Here is a 17738-nt window from a genome sequence, read left to right as displayed (position 1 = left end):
CAAATCTCCGCCCCTGCACCGCGATGCATGGTTGACAGAGTCCGGGTCTGGCGGCTAACTCAAATTGCTACGTTCGAGAAGGGCCTTCCGGGATCAATCCTGGGGGGCTTTTCTTTTGTCGCCTGTCCTCTCGTGCCTCCTTGTTGGTTTTCTACTGCTCTCAGTCCTCCGACCGGGTGCTTTGCCAGCGGTCGTGAAGTTCTTTCATGATGTCCTCCGCCTGCCCGTCGAGCCAGCGGTCGAAGCCGTTGGCCGTCTTGGCGGGGATGGTCAAGGTCAGCCCGCGCGCGGTGCTGCGGATCTCGGCCAGCGGCGCGCCGTCGACGCTGCGCAGAGTGCGCGGACGCGGGGCAGGGGGCTTGGCCGGGGTCGCCGTCTTGCGCTGCGCGGCGCCGAACACCTCCTCGAAGCGGGCGTCCGAATCGAGCCCCTCGAAGCCGGGAAGCCCCATCGCCGTCTCGACACGGTCGCGCGCGGCGTCGTCCTCGAGCAGCTTGGCGAGGCTCATCCAGCGATCGCGCCCGATGCCCGGGGCCGAGCCGATGCGGCGCAGGAAGGGCAGCGAAAACGCGGTGCCCACCTTGAGCATCCGGCTGACCATCGGCAGGTCGATCGACAGCGCCGCGGCGATTGTCTGCCGGTCATAACCGCCATCCTGCAACTGCGCCGCGAAGCTCGCCTTTTCGACGAAGCTCAGATCCTGCCGCGAGGTGTTTTCCTGGCCCTGGGCCATCACCAGCGCGTGGTCGTCGAGCTGGCGCACCATCGCCTTGACCTTGAGCCCGAGGTCGCGCAACGCCCGCAGGCGGCGGCGGCCGTAGACGATCTCGAACCGTCCGGCGCTCTTGGGGTGGGGGCGCAGAAGCACCGGAACCTGCTGACCATAGGTCTGCAGGCTCTCTTTCAGCTGGTTTTGAGCCTCATCGTTGATCCCGAGCCGATCTTCGTAGCCGGCATCGTCGATCAGCGCAGGCTCGACCTCCTGCACCGCGTTTTCCTGCAGCTTGGTGAGCGAGGATTGCAGCGCACCGACCGCGCCCCGGGGCATCATTCGAGCCTCTGCCGCCGTTTTTCGGTCTGTCGGTGTAGATCCGCCGCCCAGCGGCGTGATGCGTGGTTCGAGAATTCCCTTGCGTGCCATCAGCGTCCCCATGCTTTCTGAATGAGAGACTCAATCTCGTCATTGACCTGATTCAGTGAATCCACCGCACGGTCATAGGTGTTGCGGTGAAACTGGCTGCGGTCGACCTCGTAGACGGTCTGCTGGGTGAGACCCGCATCGGAGATCGCCGTGGACTTCAGCATAGCGTTGACCATGACCTCCTCGCCGAAGAGCTGGCGCAGGAAGGCCACAACCTGCTGCTGCGGGCCGTCATTGGGCTCGTAGCGGTTGATCATGAAGCGCAGGAAATCGAATTCCATGCTGGCGCCGGCATTCGACACCACGTCGAGCAAATCGGCACTCATCTGCAGGAATTGCGACATCGAGGCGATGTCGAGCATGTTGGGCACGATGGTGATCAGCACGCCGGTCGAGGCGCAGAGCGCCGACATGGTGAGATAGCCGAGCTGGGGCGGGCAATCGAAGATGATCACGTCGTAATTCGCCTCGACCTCCTGCAGCGCCGCGGCCATGCGGGCGAAGAAGGCGGGCTGGACGTTGGTCATCAGCGCCTGCGGGGTCTCGTGCTCGAATTCCTGCAGGATCAGCCCGCCGGGGGCCAGGTCGATGCCGGTGAAGAAGGTCGGCTGGATGATCTGGCTCAGCGGCAGCGGATCGTCATAGCGGATCGCGTCGTAGATCGTGCCCGACTCGAGGAAATCATACTCCGGGCGGTAACCGAACAGCGTCGTCAGCGAGGCCTGCGGGTCGATATCGACGCAGAGGACGCGATAGCCCTTGAGCGCCAGGCGCTGCGCGGTGTGGATCGACGAGGTGGTCTTGCCGGAGCCGCCCTTGAAGTTGAGGAAGGACAGCACCTGCACCTTGTCGCCCTCGCGGCGGCCGCGCAGGTAGGTGCCCTTGGTCTTCGCGGTGCTGTCGAGCACCTTGCGGATTTCCAGCACATCCGCGGCGGAATAGTGCCGTCTTCCGCCCGGCGTGGTATGGACCTCGGGGATGCGGTTGTCGAAATGCAGCTTGCGCAGGAAGCTGGCGGAAATGCCGAGCAGCTCGGCCGCTTCCCCGGCGGAGAAGCGCCTCAGTTCCTTGCGCGCGTCGGGGGCGAAGACCTTCAGCATGTGGTCTTCCAGCGCCTGAGTCAGTGCCTCGGCGTTCTCCCGTACGCGGGCGTTGATATGTATGGTATCCGCCACGTCTGCCCTCATTTTCGGTAACGCTGTTTTTCGTCAGCGCTTTTATTACCGTTTCTTTAAGCAAGAGAGGGGCAGGTTGTCCACAGTTTCCTGCAGTTGCGTGGCAGGGCAGGGGGCCCCGCGATCCCGAGGCGGTTCAGGTGGCCTCTGCACTACTGTGGATAAATCTCTGAAAAATATCAAATTTTTTGAACTTCGCACTGCAAGTGACGGAAAAGGCGGAGTTTTTCCAAGTTGCGTGCGAACAACGCTGTCAGCGCCGGATTTCCCGGCAGCGCGAGTCACTTGGCCGAGGCGCGCACGGGGCAGAGGGGCGCGATTCTGGCCGCGAACAGTGCCTGTTTCGGCTCTGGTGACGCCCGATTCATCGCGAGTGTCGAGGATGCCGCTATTCGGCGGGTTCGGGCGCCTTGCCGGGCGCAGTGCGGTAGACCAGCGCTGCATTTTCCGCCGCCGCATGGGCGTCGGCGCGGGCCTGCAGGTCGACATGATGGGGCGACTTGATGCAGACTGGGTCGGTGGCGGCGGGATCGCCGGCCAGCGCCATCGCCTGACAGCGGCAGCCGCCAAAATCCACGGTCTTGCGCTCGCAGGAGGCGCAAGGTTCCGGCATCCAGTCGGTGCCGCGATAGGCGTTGAAGGCGCTGCCCTCGTACCAGATTTCCGAGAGCGGCCGCTCGCGCACGCTGTCGAAGCTGAGATGCGGAATCGTCTGCGCCGCGTGGCAGGGCAGCACCTGCCCGTCGGGCGCGACGTTGAGCCCGGTCGAACCCCAACCGCCCATGCAGCGCTTGGGATAGTCGGAATGGTAATCCGCCGGCACGTAATCGATCACCAGCGTCCCCTTGAGCCGCAGCCGTGCCTCCTGCACGATCCGCGTCGCCTCGGCGGCCTGCTCGCGGGTGGGCATCAGCGCGTCGCGGTTCTTCAGCGCCCAGCCGTGGAACTGCACCGTGGCGACCTCGATGCGCCGTGCCCCCATCTCGACCGCCATCTCCAGCGCGCGCGGCAGCTGGTGCAGGTTGCGCCGGTGCAGCACCGCGTTGAGCGTCAGCGGGAAGCCGATCGCGCCGATCCATTCTGCAACCTGCATCTTGCGCTTGAAGCCGCCGTTGTAGCCGCCGATCTCGTCGGCCATCTCGGGGGTCGTCCCCTGCAGCGAGAGCTGGACGTGGTCGAGCCCGGCGGCGTCGAGCGCCTTGAGGCGGCGTTCCGTGAGGCCGATGCCGGAGGTGATGAGGTTGGTATAGAGCCCGGCCTCGCGCGCCGCCTGCACCAGCTCCTCGAGATCGCGCCTTGTGGCCGGCTCGCCGCCCGAGAGGTGGAGCTGCAGCACGCCGAGATCGGCGGCTTGTCGAAAGACGGTTTTCCACTCGTCGGTGGAGAGCTCGCTGTCCTGCCGCGCCATCTCGATGGGGTTCGAGCAATAGGGGCAGGAGAGCGGGCAGCGGTGGGTGAGTTCCGCCAGCATGGCGATGGGGGGGCGGGCTTTGGTCATGGCTGGGCCTCCGGGTGCCGGAGAAAGGCGCGATGGTCGTGCCGTTGCAGGGCGGCTGCAGGACGGGCCACGCCCGCCCATCCAGCGGGGCGGGCTTGGGGATGACGCTGCGCGATGGTCTGAGGCTGGGGCGAGATGGTGGGTCGGCGCGGATCGGAGGGCGTAAACGCCTTCGAAAGGGTGGGCGTGGCCCGTCCTGCCTGCCGCGGCCGGGTGCTGCTGTTCACGCGGAGCAGCGGCGGCATCACGCCACCTCCAGGAACCGCCGCTCCCTCAGCGCGCCGAGGAATCCGGCGCTGTCCTTGGCGATCTGTTCCTGCGGGGCGCTGTATTTCGCCGCCAGCCCGGCGGTGATCTCGCCGAAGCTGCGGCTCCCGTCGACCTCGGACAGGATTGCGTGGCCGACCTGATCGAGCGTGATGGCGCGCTCGGGGGCCAAGAGGACCCATGTCTCGCGCACCCGGTCCCAGTGCAGGCGGACGCCGCGCGGCAGGGAGGGGATCTCTGCGGGCTGCATCAGGCCGCCTCGGCGCTCGCCAGCCCCTCGCCCGGGCGCCACGCGCCGGGTGGGATGCGGGCCGGATCGACATAGGCGCCCCAGAGCGCATCGAGCTGCGACCAGAGCACATCCGTCTTGAAGATCAGCGCCTTGGCGGCGGCGTCCTGCTTTTCCTGCGTGTCGGCGTGGTCGAGCACCCATTGCAGCCCGAAGGCCACGTCCTTGGGGGCTTCCTTCAGCCGGTTGCGGAAGTAGGAGAGCGAGGAGTCGTCGGCGAAATCGTAGTTTTTCAGAAGTCCCTCGATGCGGTTGGCGTGGATCGCGGGCGCAAACAGCTCGGTCAGCGAGGCCGCGACCGCCTCGAGCAGGGTCTTGTCGCGCACGAAGCGGACATAGGCGTCGACGGCAAATCTCGTCGCCGGCAGAACGCCCTCGCAGGAGGCGACGTAATCGCGATCGAGCCCCACCGCCTCGGCCAGCCGCAGCCAGCGGCGGATGCCGCCCTCGTTGGTCTCGGTGCCGTCGTGATCCTCGATGCGGCTCCGCCAGGCGCGGCGCAGGTCCGGGTCTTCGACGCGCGACATGAAGGCGGCGTCCTTCATCGGGATCGAGTGCTGGTAGTAGTAGCGGTTGATCACCCAGGCGCGCACCTGGTCGGGGGTGCAATCGCCGCCATGCAGCTTGTGATGGAACGGGTGCAGGTCGTGGTAGCGCTCGGCGCCGATCTGGCGCAGCCGCGCCTCGAATTCCGCCTGTGTCTGGGTCATGCCGTCACCTCCATTCCGTCCTGACCGATGATCCACCCCGCGTCCTGCGCCGCCCGGCACTCCTCCGAGCCGGGCCGCAATACGGGGTTGGTGTTGTTCATGTGCACGAAGACCTTGCGGCCGATCTCGAGCCCCGCGAAGGCGGCGATGGAGCCGTCCTCGCCGCTCATCGACATATGGCCCATGCGCTTGCCGGTCTTCTGCCCGAGGCCTGCGCGCACCATCTCGTCATCGCGCCAGAGCGTGCCGTCGAAGAAGACCAGCGCCGCACCGTGCAGGCGCTGGCGCAGCGCATCGTTCAGCAGGGCGCAGCCGGGGATGTAGAACACCGTCTCGGTCGCGGTCTTGAGCCCGACGCCCACGGTCTGCTCTCCGACGAGCTCGGTCTCGACGGTCTCGCCCTCCATGTAGAGCGGCACCTTGCCGGGCACGGCGAAGAGCGTGGCGGTGAGGCCCGGAACGATCTCGGCCGGCGCCTCGAGCGCCACGTTGGCGCGGGTCACGACCGAAGGATTCAGGGCGGAAAAGATCGGGTTCTCGGCCAGCACCTCGTGGATGCCGGCGGTGGCGAAGAGCGTGAAGGGCTGCATTTCGCGCAATGTCAGAAGGCCGGCCACATGGTCGATATCGCCATTGGTCAGCAGTACCGAGCGCAGCGGCATCTCGCGCAGGCCGGTCGGGTGCAGCTCGGGCGTGGCGGCCAGCTGCGCGCGGATATCGGGCGAGGCGTTGAGGATCGCCCAGTTCTCACCGTCAGCCGAGACGGCGAGGGAGCTCTGGGTCTGCGAGGGAATTTCTCCGGCCCGTGCAAGCCGGCAGTTCTCGCATCCGCAATTCCACTGGGGCAGTCCGCCCCCGGCTGCGGCTCCGAGAATGCGCGCGCGGAATTGCATCACGTCCTCCCGCGCGCGGCTGATCAGAACAGGACGCCGTCGTCGTGTTCCGGGCCGTACATGTTGATCTCCATGCCGCACTCGATTTCGCGGATGACAGGCTTGTTCCAGGCCATGACTCTCTCCTCCTCTTGAGATTCCGGTGACTCGGTTGAACAGGGTCAGCTTGGCAAAGAGGAGGACAGGCTGGCTATTCTTATCTTCTAAGAAGCGTTGAGACTTTGGTCGGTAACGGGAGGGAAATTTGCGACGAATTGGTTGGTTTCCGAGGGTGGGCGCCGCTCCTCAGGGGAGACGCCGCGCAGCGTCGGTCCGCGGGGCGGCGATCTGCTGTCCGAGCCTCTCGATTTATAGCTGCCAGATCCGAAGGACCTCGACATTTCGCGCGTACGGCACCAAATCGCCGGCCCGGGGGGCGGACCGGCGATGCGCGGCGGCCTGCGGCCTTGTCCCGCGCACGGAGCTTCGCGCTCCGGCGGTTCTGCGCTGGTGCGGCCAATGCCAGGAGCAGATCAGCCCTTCACGGCCCCCGCGAAGGCCTCGATGAAGCGATCCGCCTCGGCCATGTTCAGGCAGAGCGGCGGGCGGACCTTCAGCGTCGCGCCATAGCGCCCCGCGGCGCCGATCAGCACACCCGCGGCGCGCATCCGGTCGATGACCTGCACCGTGTAGCCCGCATCCGGCGCGCCGGAGCCGTCTGCCGCCCCGAGATCGACGCCGAGGAAGAGCCCCGCGCCGCGCACGTCCGTGACGCGCTCCGAGCCAGCGGCGATCTCCGAAAGCCCCGCCTTGAGATGTGCGCCGACGCGCAGCGCGTTGTCCTGCAACCCCTCCTCGTCGATCACCCTGAGCACCGCAAGCCCGGCGGCGGCGGCCACCGGGTTGCCGCCGAAGGTGTTGAAATAGCCCACATCCTCGCAGAAGGCCGCGAGATGCTCGGGCCGCGCTGCCATGCCCGCCATCGGGAAGCCATTGCCCATCGGTTTGCCCATGGTGACGATGTCGGGCGCGATGCCGTGGCGCTCGTAGCCCCAGAACGCGTCGCCGGTGCGGCCGAAGCCCGGCTGCACCTCGTCGGCGATGTAGAGGCCGCCCGCCTCCTGCACTGCCTGAACCGCCGGCAGCAGGAAGCCCGCCGGGTCGGCGAAGATGCCGTCGGAGGAAAAGATCGAGTCCGCGAGGAAGGCGGCGGTGCCGTGGCCGCGCGCCTCGAGCGTTTCCATCGCCGCGACCACAGACGCGTGGAAGCCGTGGGCGATATCCTCGCCATAGGCGGCGGAGCCGGGCGCGGGCACGGTGACCACGTGATCGGGCAGGGGGCTGCGCTTCAAAGCCGAGGGCGAGGCCTCGGTCACCAGCGCGGTGTTGCCGTGATAGGCGGTCTCGGTGACGATGATGCCGTGCTTGCCGCTGACCGCGCGGGCGACGCGCAGCGCGAGATCGTTGGCCTCGCTGCCCGAGCAGGTCATCACCACGTTGGACAGCTCGATATGCAGCTTGGCCTTCAGCGCCTCGAGATAGTCGTCGACGATCCCGACGAGGTAGCGCGTGTTGGTGTTGAGCGTGGCGATCTGCGCGCTCACCGCGGCGACGACCGCCGGGTGGGAATGCCCGACCGAGGGGACGTTGTTGTAGAAATCGAGATAGCGCGTACCGTCGCGGGCCTCCATCCACGCGCCTTTCGCGGCGACCATCTCGATCGGCTGGCGGTAGAACAGCACCGAGGCCGCGCCGAGATTGTCGAGCCGGCGCGCCACTGGTCCCTCGCCGCCCAGCGAGGCGTCGAAGGCGTTCATGTCGAGGATCTGGCGAACCTGGCTCATGCGCCGTGCTCCGCGAGATAGGCCTCGGCGAGCGCCACGGTGCCCAGCGTATAGGCGGCGTGGCCGGCCTCGGCAGCGGTCTCGGTCTCAGCGTGGCTGGCGATCCACGCGGTGAGCAGCAGGCGGCGGAACAGGATGAAGGTGGGGATCATCGCAACGTGTTCGTCATCCAGCGGCGCGACGCTGCGGTAGCCCTTGACCCACGCCTCCTGCAGCGCCGGGATATAGGGCTCGGTCTCGAGGAAGGAGATCGCGGCGGCGAAATCGTAGATGAACCAGGACAGCCCGCAATCGTCGAAATCGATCACGCCGAGCCGGTCGCCATCCTCAAGCAGGTTGGCGAGCCTCAGATCGGCATGGACGAGCCCGAAGCGGTCGGGCGTCTCGCCATAGGCGGCGAGCTTCTCTTCGAGCACCGCGCAGAGCCGATCCAGCACCGCTTTCTGCTCCGGCGTCAGCCCGAGCGCGGCGCGCCAGTCGCCCCAGAGCGGCTCGGGGCCGAAGGCGCTCTGGAAATTCCAGGTCTTGCGGGTGAAGCCCGCAGGCTTGTCCCATGTCCGGCTGTGCTGGTGCAGACGCGCCGAGATCGCGCCGAGGATCTCGAAACCAGAGGCCAGGCTCTCACCGGCATCGGGCTCCTTGCCGGACATGAAGGAGAAGGCGACGACATGGCGGGTCTCGGCGCCATCCTCGAAGGAGGCGATATGGGTGCCGTTTGCGGCGAGCAGGGGCTCAGGTGTGTCGACGGCACCGCTGTCGCGCAGGGCGTTGATCCAGGCGAGCTCGGATTCGATCTCGGGCTTCGTGTGATAGGCCGGGCGGTGGACCCGCAGGATGATCGGCGCATCAAGGGCGGGGTCGGTGGCGAGGAAGGTGGCGTTTTCCGAAAGGGTCAGCAGGCGGATGTCGCAGGCCTCGCTGAGCCCCCATTGCGCGCGCAGCGACAGCGCGCCCTGGCGCAGGCGCTCGACAAATCCATCCTCGTAAAGTCCGGCCATCGCCTTGCCCTTTTCTTTTGCAGTCACCCCGTGGCTAGGGAGATAATCTGTGTCTTGCAACATTTTTGCTTGTGCAGACGCAGAAATCGCAGGTTCACTCGAGACAGATGCACAAAAAGCGGCACCATGGCGCAGGGCCTGTCAGGGCGCCTTCGCGCAACGTGGTGAACCATAGCAGGGAGAGACAGGAATGCTCACATCCATTGCCGGAAAATCGGTGATCGTTACTGGTGGATCGAAGGGGATCGGCAAGGGCATCGCCAAGGTGTTTGCCGCCAAGGGCGCCAAGGTGATGATCGCGGCGCGCGGCGAAGAGGCGGCAAAGCTCGCGGTGGCCGAGATCGAGGCCGCGGGCGGCACCGCCGCCTATCACCTGACCGACGTGGCCGACTGGACCTCGGTGCAGGAGATGGTCGCCGCCACGGTGGGCGCCTTCGGCGGGGTCGACATCCTCTGTGCCAACGCGGGCATCTTCCCGCAGATGAAGATGGTCGACATGTCGCCCGACGACTGGGACCACGTCATGTCGGTCAATCTCAAGTCGAGCTTTCTCTGCGTGAAGGCCTGCATCCCGATCTTCGAGGCGGCAGGCAAGGGGCGCGTGGTGCTGACCTCGTCGATCACCGGGCCGGTGACGGGCTTTCCGGGCTGGTCGCATTACGGCGCGTCGAAATCCGGCCAGCTCGGCTTCCTCAAGACCGCGGCGATGGAGCTGTCGCGCTACAACACCACGATCAACGCGGTGATGCCGGGCAACATCTTCACCGAAGGGCTGCAGGATCTGGGCGAGGACTATCTCAAGACCATGGCAGCCTCGATCCCGCTGAAGCGGCTTGGCGCGGTCGAGGATATCGGCAACGCGGCGCTGTTCTTCGCCTCCGACGAGGCGGGCTACATCACCGGCCAGCAGATCGTGGTGGACGGCGGGCAGATCCTGCCGGAGAGTCTCGAGGCAATCGAGGAAATCTGATGAGCTGGAAGACCGCCTGGCGCTCGTTCTACTACGAGACCGCCGAAGAGCCCGAGGATATCGTGCTGGAGGCGCCGAAGACGGCGCTTCTGGTGATCGACATCCAGAACACCTATCTCGAGCTGCCCGACGATCCCGCCGAGGCGCGTCGCTGGGCGCCGTTCTTCGAACGCATGCGCGAGACGGTGATCCCCAACACCGCCGCTCTTCAGGGCTGGGCGCGCGACAATGGCATCGAGGTGATCCATGCCCGCATCGCCTGCCTCAAGGAAGACGGTCGCGACCGGTCGCTGAGCCAGAAGAAGCCGGGCTTCAACTACCTGCTGCTGCCGAAAGACCGAGAGGACAGCCAGATCGTCGATGCGGTCGGCCCGGTGGGCGACGAGATCGTGGTGACCAAGACCACCGACTCGGCGCTGACGGGGACCAACCTGCGCATGGTGCTCTCCAACATGGGCATCACCGACGTGATCGTCGCCGGGATCTTCACCGATCAGTGCATCTCGTCCTCGGTGCGGTCGCTGGCGGATGAGAGCTTTGGCGTCGTGGTGGTCGAGGATTGCTGCGCCGCCGCCACGATGGAACTGCACGAGGCCGAGCTGCGGATCATCAACATGATCTATTGCCACGTGGTGAGCAGCGACGAGGTGAAGGGCTTCCTGAGCTGAGATCGGCCGGACGCCGTATCCCGCGCGGGACCACGACAGGAGACCGAGACCGGGGCAGGGGGGTCAGCCGCTCTACCCTGCCTCCTGCAGCATCTGCGAGATCGCGTAGAGGCGCTTTTCCAGCAGGGTCGGCGTCTCGCAGAGATAGGTGATGGTCTTCTGCCGGTCGGTGAAGATGCGCTGATCCCAGTCGACCTGTTCCTCGAGCGCATCGACGCGGTCGTAATCGGGCTCGGCCTGCGCCATCTGGCTGTCCATCTCGGCGCGGGCGCCGTCGATCTTTTCCGACAGCGCGATCTGCCCGAGCGAGAATTCCCCGATGCCGTTGATGATGCGGGTCCGGCGGCCCGAGAGCCGGTCGAAGACGCGCTCGAACACCGCCCCCATCAGCGCCATGTCGCGGCCCTGATCCTCGGCAAAATCCGCGACCGCCCCGCGGGCCTCCTCGAGATCGACCCGGCGCAGCGCCAGCGTCTCGGCGAGCTCGTCGACCGCGGCCTTGGTGGCGGGAGAAAGCGCCTCTTCCGAGAGCGGCGCGGGCCACATCAGCCCGATCGACAGCCGCTCGACCTTGCGCTGGATGCAGGGCCATGTCGGATCCGAGAAATCCGCCGCATTCCCGGCAGTTGCACAGCATATGACCAGTGCAAATACCGCATAGCATTTATGAGTGTACATCAGCTTTCCTCCCGCAACCGACTATGAAACAGGGTGGCGGCGAGGTCCATTCCGGGGAATACCCACCATTGGGTGTATTGTTCGGTATGCGATAGCGCACCCATACTCTGGGCAATCGCCTCAGAGCGTATTGAATTTGAAGTCAGGAGGGAGTCTGCATGCGCACCCGTGCAGCCGTGGCCTTGGAGGCCGGCAAACCGTTGGAAATCATGGAAGTGAACCTCGAAGGCCCGAAGGCCGGCGAAGTTCTCGTCGAGATCAAGGCCACTGGCCTCTGCCACACCGATGAATTCACCCGCTCGGGTGCCGACCCCGAGGGCCTGTTCCCCTCGATCCTCGGCCACGAGGGTGCGGGCGTGGTTCTGGAAGTGGGCGAGGGCGTCACCACGCTGAAGCCCGGCGATCACGTGATTCCGCTTTATACCCCGGAGTGCCGCGAGTGCCCGTCCTGCCTGTCGGGCAAGACCAACCTCTGCACCGCGATCCGCAACACCCAAGGCCAGGGCCTGATGCCCGACGGCACCACGCGCTTCTCGATGCTCGATGGCACCCCGATCTACCACTACATGGGCTGCTCGACCTTCGCCAACCACACGGTGATGCCCGAGATTGCGCTCGCCAAGGTTCGCGATGACGCGCCGTTCGACAAGATCTGCTACATCGGCTGCGGCGTCACCACCGGCATCGGCGCGGTGATCAACACCGCCGGCGTCGAGATCGGCTCGACCGCCGCGGTGTTCGGCCTCGGCGGCATCGGCCTCAACGTGATCCAGGGCCTGCGCATGGCAGGTGCCGACATGATCATCGGCGTCGACCTGAACGACGACAAGGCCGAGATGGCCAAGAAGTTCGGCATGACCCACTTCGTCAACCCGTCGAAGGTCGACAACACCGTGCAGGCCATCGTCGACCTGACCAAGCGTGGCGCCGACCAGATCGGCGGCGTGGATTACAGCTTCGACGCCACCGGCAACGTCAAGGTGATGCGCGACGCGCTCGAGTGCTCGCACCGCGGCTGGGGCGTCTCGGTGATCATCGGCGTGGCACCTGCGGGCGCTGAAATCAGCACCCGTCCGTTCCAGCTGGTCACCGGCCGCGTCTGGAAGGGCACCGCCTTCGGCGGCGCCAAGGGCCGCACCGACGTGCCGAAATTCGTCGACTGGTATATGGACGGCAAGATCGAGATCGATCCGATGATCACCCACAAGATCACGCTCGACGAGATCAACCACGGCTTCGACCTGATGCACGAGGGCAAGTCGATCCGCGCGGTGGTCGAATACTGATGGAAACCGTTGCGGAAAACCGAAGCTTCGGCGGAACGCAGACCGTGTACAAGCACGCCTCCGAGGCCTGCGGCTGTGACATGACCTTCGCGGTCTACATGCCGCCGCAGGCCAAGGACGGGCCGGTGCCGGTGCTGTGGTATCTCTCGGGTCTCACCTGCACCCACGAGAACGCCATGACGAAGGGCGGCTTTCAGGAACACGCGGCGAAACACGGCCTTGCGGTCGTGTTTCCCGACACCTCGCCGCGGGGCGAGGGCGTGGCCGACGATGACGCCTACGATCTCGGACAGGGCGCCGGGTTCTACGTCAATGCCAAGCGCGACCCGTGGAAGCCGCATTTCCAGATGTATGACTACATCACCAAGGATCTGCGCGGCATCGTCGAGGGGCTCGACGGCATCGGCGACAAGCACGGCATCACCGGCCACTCGATGGGCGGACACGGGGCGCTGACCATCGCGATGCGCAACCCGTCGATGTTCGACAGCCTGTCGGCCTTCGCGCCGATCGCGCATCCGACCCAGTCGGACTGGGGGCGCAAGCAGCTCTCGGCCTATCTCGGCGACGACGAGGGCTGCTGGGCGGAGCACGATTCCACGCTGCTGCTCGAGGAGCACGGCTGGAAGGGTGATCTGCTGGTGGACCAGGGGGCGAGCGACCAGTTCCTCGATCTGCTGAAGCCCGAGGCGCTGGCCGCGGCCATCGCCAAGGGCCGCCAGCCCGCCACCTTCCGGATGCAGGAAGGCTATGACCATTCGTATTTCTTCGTGAACACGTTCGCGGGAGATCACGTCGCCTGGCATGCCGCGCGACTGAAGTAACTGACCCTGGAAAGGGAGGAGGACCAACATGATCCAGAAACTGCTCGCCACGGCGTGCCTGCTGAGCCTTACGGCCGGGATTGCCTCGGCCGAAGGCGACGCTGAGAAAGGCGAAAAGGTCTTTCGCAAGTGCCGCGCCTGCCATGCAGTGGGAGAGGGGGCCGAGAACAAGGTCGGCCCCGAGCTGAACGGCATCGTCGGACGCGACATCGCGTCGGTCGAGGGCTTCGGCTACTCCGACGCGCTGACCGAGCTTGCCGCCGAGAAGGGCGCCTGGACCGAAGAGGAGCTCGCGGCCTTCCTGGAGAAGCCGCGCGATTACGCCAAGGGCACCAAGATGTCGTTTGCCGGCCTGCGCAAGGAAGACGAGCGCGCCGACGTCATCGCCTATTTGGCGACGTTCACCGAGTAAGGGAGACACTCGACACCAGACACAGGAGATTCCGGTGAAGGCGGGAGGAAGAGGAGCCCGATCCGGAGGATGACCCGAGCCGGTCGCCCGCGAAGGCGGTGACAGTCCGACCCGGGACAACAGGCGGAAACGCCGACACACCCAAGGGAGAAGGAAATGAAGACACTGACGTTGCTGACGTCGGGCGTGGCTCTTTTTGCCGCATCGATGGCTTCCGCCAACGAAGACCTGATGACCCAGATGGACAACGCCTCGCAATGGGCGATCCAGACCGGCGATTACGCCAACCAGCGCTACTCCGAACTCGACTCGATCAACAAGGACAACGTGGGCGACCTGCAGGTGGCCTGGACCTTCTCGACCGGCGTTCTGCGCGGCCATGAAGGCTCGCCGCTCGTGGTCGGCGATACGATGTTCGTGCACACGCCGTTCCCCAACATCGTCTATGCGCTCGACCTCAACGAGGACGGCAAGATCAAGTGGCGCTACGAGCCGAAGCAGGATCCCAACGTGATCCCGGTGATGTGCTGCGACACGGTGAACCGTGGCGTCGCCTATGCCGACGGCAAGATCTTCCTGCACCAGGCCGACACCAAGGTGGTGGCGCTCTCGGCCGAGACCGGCGAAGTGCTCTGGGAGGCGGTCAACGGCGACCCGTCCAAGGGCGAGACCAACACCGCCACCGTTCTGCCGGTGAAGGACAAGGTCATCGTCGGCATCTCGGGCGGCGAATTCGGCGTCCGCGGCTCGGTCACCGCCTACAACATGGAGACCGGCGAGCAGGAATGGCGCGCCTATTCCATGGGCCCGGACGAGGACATCCTCGCGGACCCGGAAACCACCACCCATCTCGGCGAGCCGGTGGGCGCGGACTCGGGCACCAACACCTGGGAAGGCGATCAGTGGATGATCGGCGGCGGCACCACCTGGGGCTGGTATTCCTATGACCCCGAGGCCGACCTGATCTACTACGGCACCGGCAACCCCTCGACCTGGAACCCGGCGCAGCGCCCGGGCGACAACCGCTGGTCGATGACCATCATGGCGCGTGACCCCGATGACGGCATGGCCAAGTGGTTCTACCAGATGACGCCGCATGACGAGTGGGATTACGACGGCATCAACGAGATGATCCTCACGGATCAGGAGATGGATGGCGAGATGCGCCAGCTTCTCACCCATTTCGACCGTAACGGCCTCGCCTACACCATGGACCGCGTCACGGGCGAGCTCCTCGTCGCCGAGAAGTTCGATCCGGTGGTCAACTGGACCACGGGTGTCGACATGGACCCGGCCTCGGAAAACTACGGCCGTCCGGCGGTGGTGGCCGAGTACTCCACCGAGCAGAACGGCGAGGACGTGAACTCGACCGGCATCTGCCCGGCCGCGCTTGGCACCAAGGACCAGCAGCCGGCGTCCTACTCGCCCAAGACCGAGCTGTTCTACGTGCCGACCAACCACGTCTGCATGGATTACGAGCCGTTCCGCGTGAGCTACACCGCCGGTCAGCCCTATGTGGGCGCGACGCTGGCGATGTACCCGGCGCCGGACAGCCATGGTGGCATGGGCAACTTCATCGCCTGGGACAACATCAACGGCGAGATCAAGTGGTCGATCCCCGAGCAGTTCTCGGTCTGGTCGGGCGCTCTGGCCACCGCGGGTGACGTGGTGTTCTACGGTACCCTCGAGGGCTACCTCAAGGCCGTGGACTCCGAGACCGGTGACGAGCTCTACCGCTTCAAGACCCCCTCGGGCATCATCGGCAACGTGATGACCTACGAGCATGGCGGCAAGCAGTATGTCGGCATCCTCTCGGGCGTCGGCGGCTGGGCCGGCATCGGCCTCGCGGCCGGTCTCACCAATCCCAATGACGGTCTTGGCGCCGTGGGCGGCTACGCCGCGCTCAGCGACTACACCGCGCTTGGTGGCCAGCTGACGGTCTTCGCCCTTCCCGACTGATCCGCAGCCATCGCAGGGCCGGCGGGGAGCTCCTCCCCGCCGGTCCAGACTTCCCAGTGATCCCAGGACCGATAGCTTATGACCCGACCCATTCCCCTTCTTCTTGCCGCGGCCGCCTGCGCCCTCACGGCAAGCGCGCTGTCCGCCGCGGACGCCGTCTCGATGGATGACCCGAACATCGCGGTCGACTACGAGGAAGGCGGGCGCTACTTCACCGAGGACGGCATCCCGACATTCAACGTCTCCGAGGACGGCGCGGTGGACTGGCCGACCTTCTCGGGCTTCCGTCGCTACCATGCCGAGTGCCACGTCTGCCACGGCCCGGACGGCGAGGGATCGACCTATGCCCCGGCGCTGAAGAACTCGGCGCTCGAGATGGATTACTACGATTTCGTCGACGTGGTGGTGAACGGCCGCCAAAAGGTCGGAGCGGCCGAGAACTCGGTGATGCCCGCCTTCGGCACCAACCCCAACGTGATGTGCTATCTCGACGACATCTACACCTACCTCAAGGCGCATGGCTCCGGCGCCATCGGGCGCGGACGCCCGGCCAAGAAGGAAGCCAAGAGCGAAACCTTCAGCGAGATGGAAGATGCCTGCATGGGTTCGTAACCGGCGCGGCCTCCTGGCGGTCGCGCTGTCGGTCCTGATGGCCTCCCATGCAGGGCCGGGGGAGGCGCAAACCTCGGATCTTGTCTCCCGGACGGCATTCAGGGTTTGCGCCGATCCCGCCAACGACCCGATGTCGATGGAAGACGGGTCGGGCTACGAGAACGCGCTGGCGGCGTTGATCGCCTCGAAGCTGGAGCTGCCGGTGCGCTACGAGTGGTACCCGATGGCCACCGGCTTCATCCGCAACACGCTGAAGGCGGGCAAGTGCGACGTGGTGATGGGGTATGCCCAGGGCCACGAGCTGGTGCTCAATACCAACCACTACATGGTCTCGACCTACGTTCTGGTGGTGCCCGAGGAGAGCGAGCTCGCGGAGGGGACGCAGCTCTCGGATCCGCGCCTGAAGGGCCGGGTGATGGGCGTTGTGGCGGGATCGCCGCCCGCGAACCACATGGCGCGCTACGGGCTGATCGGCAAGGCGAAGCCCTACCAGCTGGTGGTCGACCGGCGCTATGACGGTCCGGCGGTCAACATGCTCAACGATCTGGCCGCGGGCAAGATCGAGGCGGCGGTGATCTGGGGCCCGATCGGCGGCCCGCTGGTGAAGCGCGACCATCCCGGGCTGAAGGTGATCCCGTTGCTCAACGAGGCGGAGTTCCCGAAGCTGTTCTACCGCATCACCATGGGGGTGCGGCAGGGCGAGAAGGTCTGGCAGCGCAAGCTCAACTCGCTGATCCGCCGCCACCAGGGCGAGATCGACGCGATCCTTGCCGAGGCCGGCGTGCCGCTGGTCACCGACATGGGTGACGGGCTGCGCGAGGTCGGGCAGTGATCCGGGCGCTGGCGGCAGTGGTTGGGCTGCTGCCGGCGCTCGCGATTGCCCAGGTGGCCGAGCCCGAGGGCTACCGGATGGACGGCTATCGCGGCCCTGTGCCGGCGACGCTTGCCGGCGCCATGGTGGTGGATTCCGAGCAGGCGCACGGGCTCTGGGAGAGCGGCGAGGTCGCCTTCGTCGACGTGCTGCCGCAGGCACCGAAGCCCGCCAACCTGCCCGAGGGCACGATCTGGCGCGACAAGCCGCGCGACAGCATCCCCGGCGCGGTCTGGCTGCCCAACGTGGGCTACGGCGCCATCGCCGAGGCCACGGATCGCTACTTCCGCGAGGGTCTCGCCGCCGCCACGGGCAACGATCCCGCGCATCCGGTGCTGCTTTTCTGCCTCGCGGAGTGCTGGATGAGCTGGAACGCCGCCAAGCGCGCGCTGGAATACGGCTACGAGACGGTCTACTGGCTGCCCGAAGGCACGGATGGCTGGGCATTCTTCGACTTTCCGCTCGAACGCGTCACCCCGCATCCCGGCCACCCCTGACCGCTCCTCCGCCCTTGCGGGCGTCCTCGCCATCAGCCTGCGCCCTTGCCCGGCATCCGCGCGGCGGCCCGGTCCGGCCTGCCTCCGGCGGGAGTATTTTTGACGAAGAGAAGTCAGGGGCGCTCTCCTCGTGCCTTCTCTGGTTCCAAAATACCTCGGGGGTGAAT

At 66.1% G+C, this 17738-nt stretch carries 19 protein-coding genes; 9 read left to right on the top strand and 10 right to left on the bottom strand.

Features of this window, described 5'->3' with window-relative positions:
- Positions 1–160 precede the first annotated feature (160 nt).
- The 9 genes from repB to KUV62_RS14720 all read right to left on the bottom strand — a co-directional run bounded on the left by repB (position 161) and on the right by KUV62_RS14720 (position 8794).
- The gene (gene repB / locus KUV62_RS14760) at positions 161–1141 is read right to left on the bottom strand and encodes a plasmid partitioning protein RepB (RefSeq protein ID WP_222604485.1); all 981 of its coding nucleotides are present in this window, start codon (positions 1139–1141) and stop codon (positions 161–163) included.
- On the bottom strand, positions 1141–2316 hold the full coding sequence (repA, locus tag KUV62_RS14755; RefSeq protein ID WP_222604484.1) for a plasmid partitioning protein RepA: 1176 nt from the start codon (positions 2314–2316) through the stop codon (positions 1141–1143). The genes repB and repA overlap by 1 nt, the downstream gene beginning before the upstream one ends.
- 388 nt (positions 2317–2704) lie before the next feature.
- Complete coding sequence (gene pqqE, locus KUV62_RS14750; RefSeq protein ID WP_222604483.1) at positions 2705–3814, bottom strand: pyrroloquinoline quinone biosynthesis protein PqqE; 1110 nt, start codon at positions 3812–3814, stop codon at positions 2705–2707.
- A gap of 244 nt (positions 3815–4058) precedes the next feature.
- Positions 4059–4331 (bottom strand): pyrroloquinoline quinone biosynthesis peptide chaperone PqqD, encoded by a 273-nt coding sequence (pqqD, locus tag KUV62_RS14745; protein ID WP_222604482.1) that lies wholly within the window; start codon positions 4329–4331, stop codon positions 4059–4061.
- Positions 4331–5080, bottom strand: a complete 750-nt coding sequence (gene pqqC / locus KUV62_RS14740; RefSeq protein WP_222604481.1) for a pyrroloquinoline-quinone synthase PqqC — start codon at positions 5078–5080, stop codon at positions 4331–4333. Before pqqC ends, pqqD begins: the two co-directional genes overlap by 1 nt.
- Positions 5077–5973: a pyrroloquinoline quinone biosynthesis protein PqqB gene (gene pqqB, locus KUV62_RS14735; RefSeq protein ID WP_222604480.1), complete on the bottom strand. Its 897-nt coding sequence runs from the start codon at positions 5971–5973 to the stop codon at positions 5077–5079. Before pqqB ends, pqqC begins: the two co-directional genes overlap by 4 nt.
- A gap of 23 nt (positions 5974–5996) precedes the next feature.
- Positions 5997–6089, bottom strand: a complete 93-nt coding sequence (gene pqqA, locus KUV62_RS14730) for a pyrroloquinoline quinone precursor peptide PqqA (RefSeq protein WP_007802657.1) — start codon at positions 6087–6089, stop codon at positions 5997–5999.
- Positions 6090–6485: 396 nt separating this feature from the next.
- On the bottom strand, positions 6486–7796 hold the full coding sequence (locus tag KUV62_RS14725; RefSeq protein ID WP_222604479.1) for an aspartate aminotransferase family protein: 1311 nt from the start codon (positions 7794–7796) through the stop codon (positions 6486–6488).
- Positions 7793–8794, bottom strand: coding sequence for a phosphotransferase enzyme family protein (locus tag KUV62_RS14720; RefSeq protein ID WP_222604478.1), 1002 nt, complete (start codon positions 8792–8794; stop codon positions 7793–7795). The genes KUV62_RS14725 and KUV62_RS14720 overlap by 4 nt, the downstream gene beginning before the upstream one ends.
- Before the next feature lie 190 nt (positions 8795–8984).
- On the opposite strand from KUV62_RS14720, the gene fabG reads away from it, so the two are divergent.
- Positions 8985–9764: a 3-oxoacyl-ACP reductase FabG gene (fabG, locus tag KUV62_RS14715; protein ID WP_222604477.1), complete on the top strand. Its 780-nt coding sequence runs from the start codon at positions 8985–8987 to the stop codon at positions 9762–9764.
- Positions 9764–10432: a cysteine hydrolase family protein gene (locus tag KUV62_RS14710; RefSeq protein ID WP_222604476.1), complete on the top strand. Its 669-nt coding sequence runs from the start codon at positions 9764–9766 to the stop codon at positions 10430–10432. Before fabG ends, KUV62_RS14710 begins: the two co-directional genes overlap by 1 nt.
- Positions 10433–10504: 72 nt before the next feature.
- On the opposite strand, the gene KUV62_RS14705 is transcribed toward KUV62_RS14710, so the two are convergent.
- Complete coding sequence (locus KUV62_RS14705; RefSeq protein WP_222604475.1) at positions 10505–11110, bottom strand: hypothetical protein; 606 nt, start codon at positions 11108–11110, stop codon at positions 10505–10507.
- A gap of 158 nt (positions 11111–11268) precedes the next feature.
- Between KUV62_RS14705 and KUV62_RS14700 the strand changes: the two genes are divergently transcribed.
- The 7 genes from KUV62_RS14700 (at position 11269) to KUV62_RS14670 (ending at position 17571) form a co-directional block, all read left to right on the top strand.
- Positions 11269–12396: an S-(hydroxymethyl)glutathione dehydrogenase/class III alcohol dehydrogenase gene (locus KUV62_RS14700; protein WP_222604474.1), complete on the top strand. Its 1128-nt coding sequence runs from the start codon at positions 11269–11271 to the stop codon at positions 12394–12396.
- Entirely contained in the window at positions 12396–13220 is an 825-nt protein-coding gene (gene fghA, locus KUV62_RS14695) for an S-formylglutathione hydrolase (protein ID WP_222604473.1), read from the top strand. Before KUV62_RS14700 ends, fghA begins: the two co-directional genes overlap by 1 nt.
- A 28-nt stretch (positions 13221–13248) precedes the next feature.
- Positions 13249–13632 (top strand): c-type cytochrome, encoded by a 384-nt coding sequence (locus KUV62_RS14690; protein WP_222604472.1) that lies wholly within the window; start codon positions 13249–13251, stop codon positions 13630–13632.
- A 156-nt stretch (positions 13633–13788) separates the two neighbouring features.
- Positions 13789–15591, top strand: coding sequence for a methanol/ethanol family PQQ-dependent dehydrogenase (locus tag KUV62_RS14685; RefSeq protein WP_222604471.1), 1803 nt, complete (start codon positions 13789–13791; stop codon positions 15589–15591).
- Between the two features lie 78 nt (positions 15592–15669).
- Positions 15670–16203, top strand: coding sequence for a c-type cytochrome, methanol metabolism-related (locus KUV62_RS14680; protein ID WP_222604470.1), 534 nt, complete (start codon positions 15670–15672; stop codon positions 16201–16203).
- Complete coding sequence (locus tag KUV62_RS14675; RefSeq protein ID WP_222604469.1) at positions 16184–17035, top strand: substrate-binding domain-containing protein; 852 nt, start codon at positions 16184–16186, stop codon at positions 17033–17035. The genes KUV62_RS14680 and KUV62_RS14675 overlap by 20 nt, the downstream gene beginning before the upstream one ends.
- Positions 17032–17571, top strand: a complete 540-nt coding sequence (locus tag KUV62_RS14670) for a PQQ-dependent catabolism-associated CXXCW motif protein (RefSeq protein ID WP_222604468.1) — start codon at positions 17032–17034, stop codon at positions 17569–17571. Before KUV62_RS14675 ends, KUV62_RS14670 begins: the two co-directional genes overlap by 4 nt.
- Positions 17572–17738: the final 167 nt, after the last annotated feature.

Source organism: Salipiger bermudensis, from assembly GCF_019801965.1.
Classification (GTDB): Bacteria; Pseudomonadota; Alphaproteobacteria; order Rhodobacterales; family Rhodobacteraceae; genus Salipiger; species Salipiger bermudensis_A.
The sequence above is the reverse complement of the archived record's forward strand: the minus strand, read 5'-3'. Positions and strand labels throughout refer to the sequence as shown.

Bases quoted from the DNA above. Each gene is read 5' to 3' on its own strand.
- repB (WP_222604485.1), bottom strand. From the start codon at position 1,141: ATGGCACGCAAGGGAATTCTCGAACCACGCATCACGCCGCTGGGCGGC.
- pqqE (WP_222604483.1), bottom strand. From the start codon at position 3,814: ATGACCAAAGCCCGCCCCCCCATCGCCATGCTGGCGGAACTCACCCAC.
- pqqD (WP_222604482.1), bottom strand. From the start codon at position 4,331: ATGCAGCCCGCAGAGATCCCCTCCCTGCCGCGCGGCGTCCGCCTGCAC.
- pqqC (WP_222604481.1), bottom strand. From the start codon at position 5,080: ATGACCCAGACACAGGCGGAATTCGAGGCGCGGCTGCGCCAGATCGGC.
- pqqB (WP_222604480.1), bottom strand. From the start codon at position 5,973: ATGCAATTCCGCGCGCGCATTCTCGGAGCCGCAGCCGGGGGCGGACTG.
- pqqA (WP_007802657.1), bottom strand. From the start codon at position 6,089: ATGGCCTGGAACAAGCCTGTCATCCGCGAAATCGAGTGCGGCATGGAG.
- KUV62_RS14725 (WP_222604479.1), bottom strand. From the start codon at position 7,796: ATGAGCCAGGTTCGCCAGATCCTCGACATGAACGCCTTCGACGCCTCG.
- KUV62_RS14720 (WP_222604478.1), bottom strand. From the start codon at position 8,794: ATGGCCGGACTTTACGAGGATGGATTTGTCGAGCGCCTGCGCCAGGGC.
- fabG (WP_222604477.1), top strand. From the start codon at position 8,985: ATGCTCACATCCATTGCCGGAAAATCGGTGATCGTTACTGGTGGATCG.
- KUV62_RS14710 (WP_222604476.1), top strand. From the start codon at position 9,764: ATGAGCTGGAAGACCGCCTGGCGCTCGTTCTACTACGAGACCGCCGAA.
- KUV62_RS14705 (WP_222604475.1), bottom strand. From the start codon at position 11,110: ATGTACACTCATAAATGCTATGCGGTATTTGCACTGGTCATATGCTGT.
- KUV62_RS14700 (WP_222604474.1), top strand. From the start codon at position 11,269: ATGCGCACCCGTGCAGCCGTGGCCTTGGAGGCCGGCAAACCGTTGGAA.
- fghA (WP_222604473.1), top strand. From the start codon at position 12,396: ATGGAAACCGTTGCGGAAAACCGAAGCTTCGGCGGAACGCAGACCGTG.
- KUV62_RS14690 (WP_222604472.1), top strand. From the start codon at position 13,249: ATGATCCAGAAACTGCTCGCCACGGCGTGCCTGCTGAGCCTTACGGCC.
- KUV62_RS14685 (WP_222604471.1), top strand. From the start codon at position 13,789: ATGAAGACACTGACGTTGCTGACGTCGGGCGTGGCTCTTTTTGCCGCA.
- KUV62_RS14680 (WP_222604470.1), top strand. From the start codon at position 15,670: ATGACCCGACCCATTCCCCTTCTTCTTGCCGCGGCCGCCTGCGCCCTC.
- KUV62_RS14675 (WP_222604469.1), top strand. From the start codon at position 16,184: ATGCCTGCATGGGTTCGTAACCGGCGCGGCCTCCTGGCGGTCGCGCTG.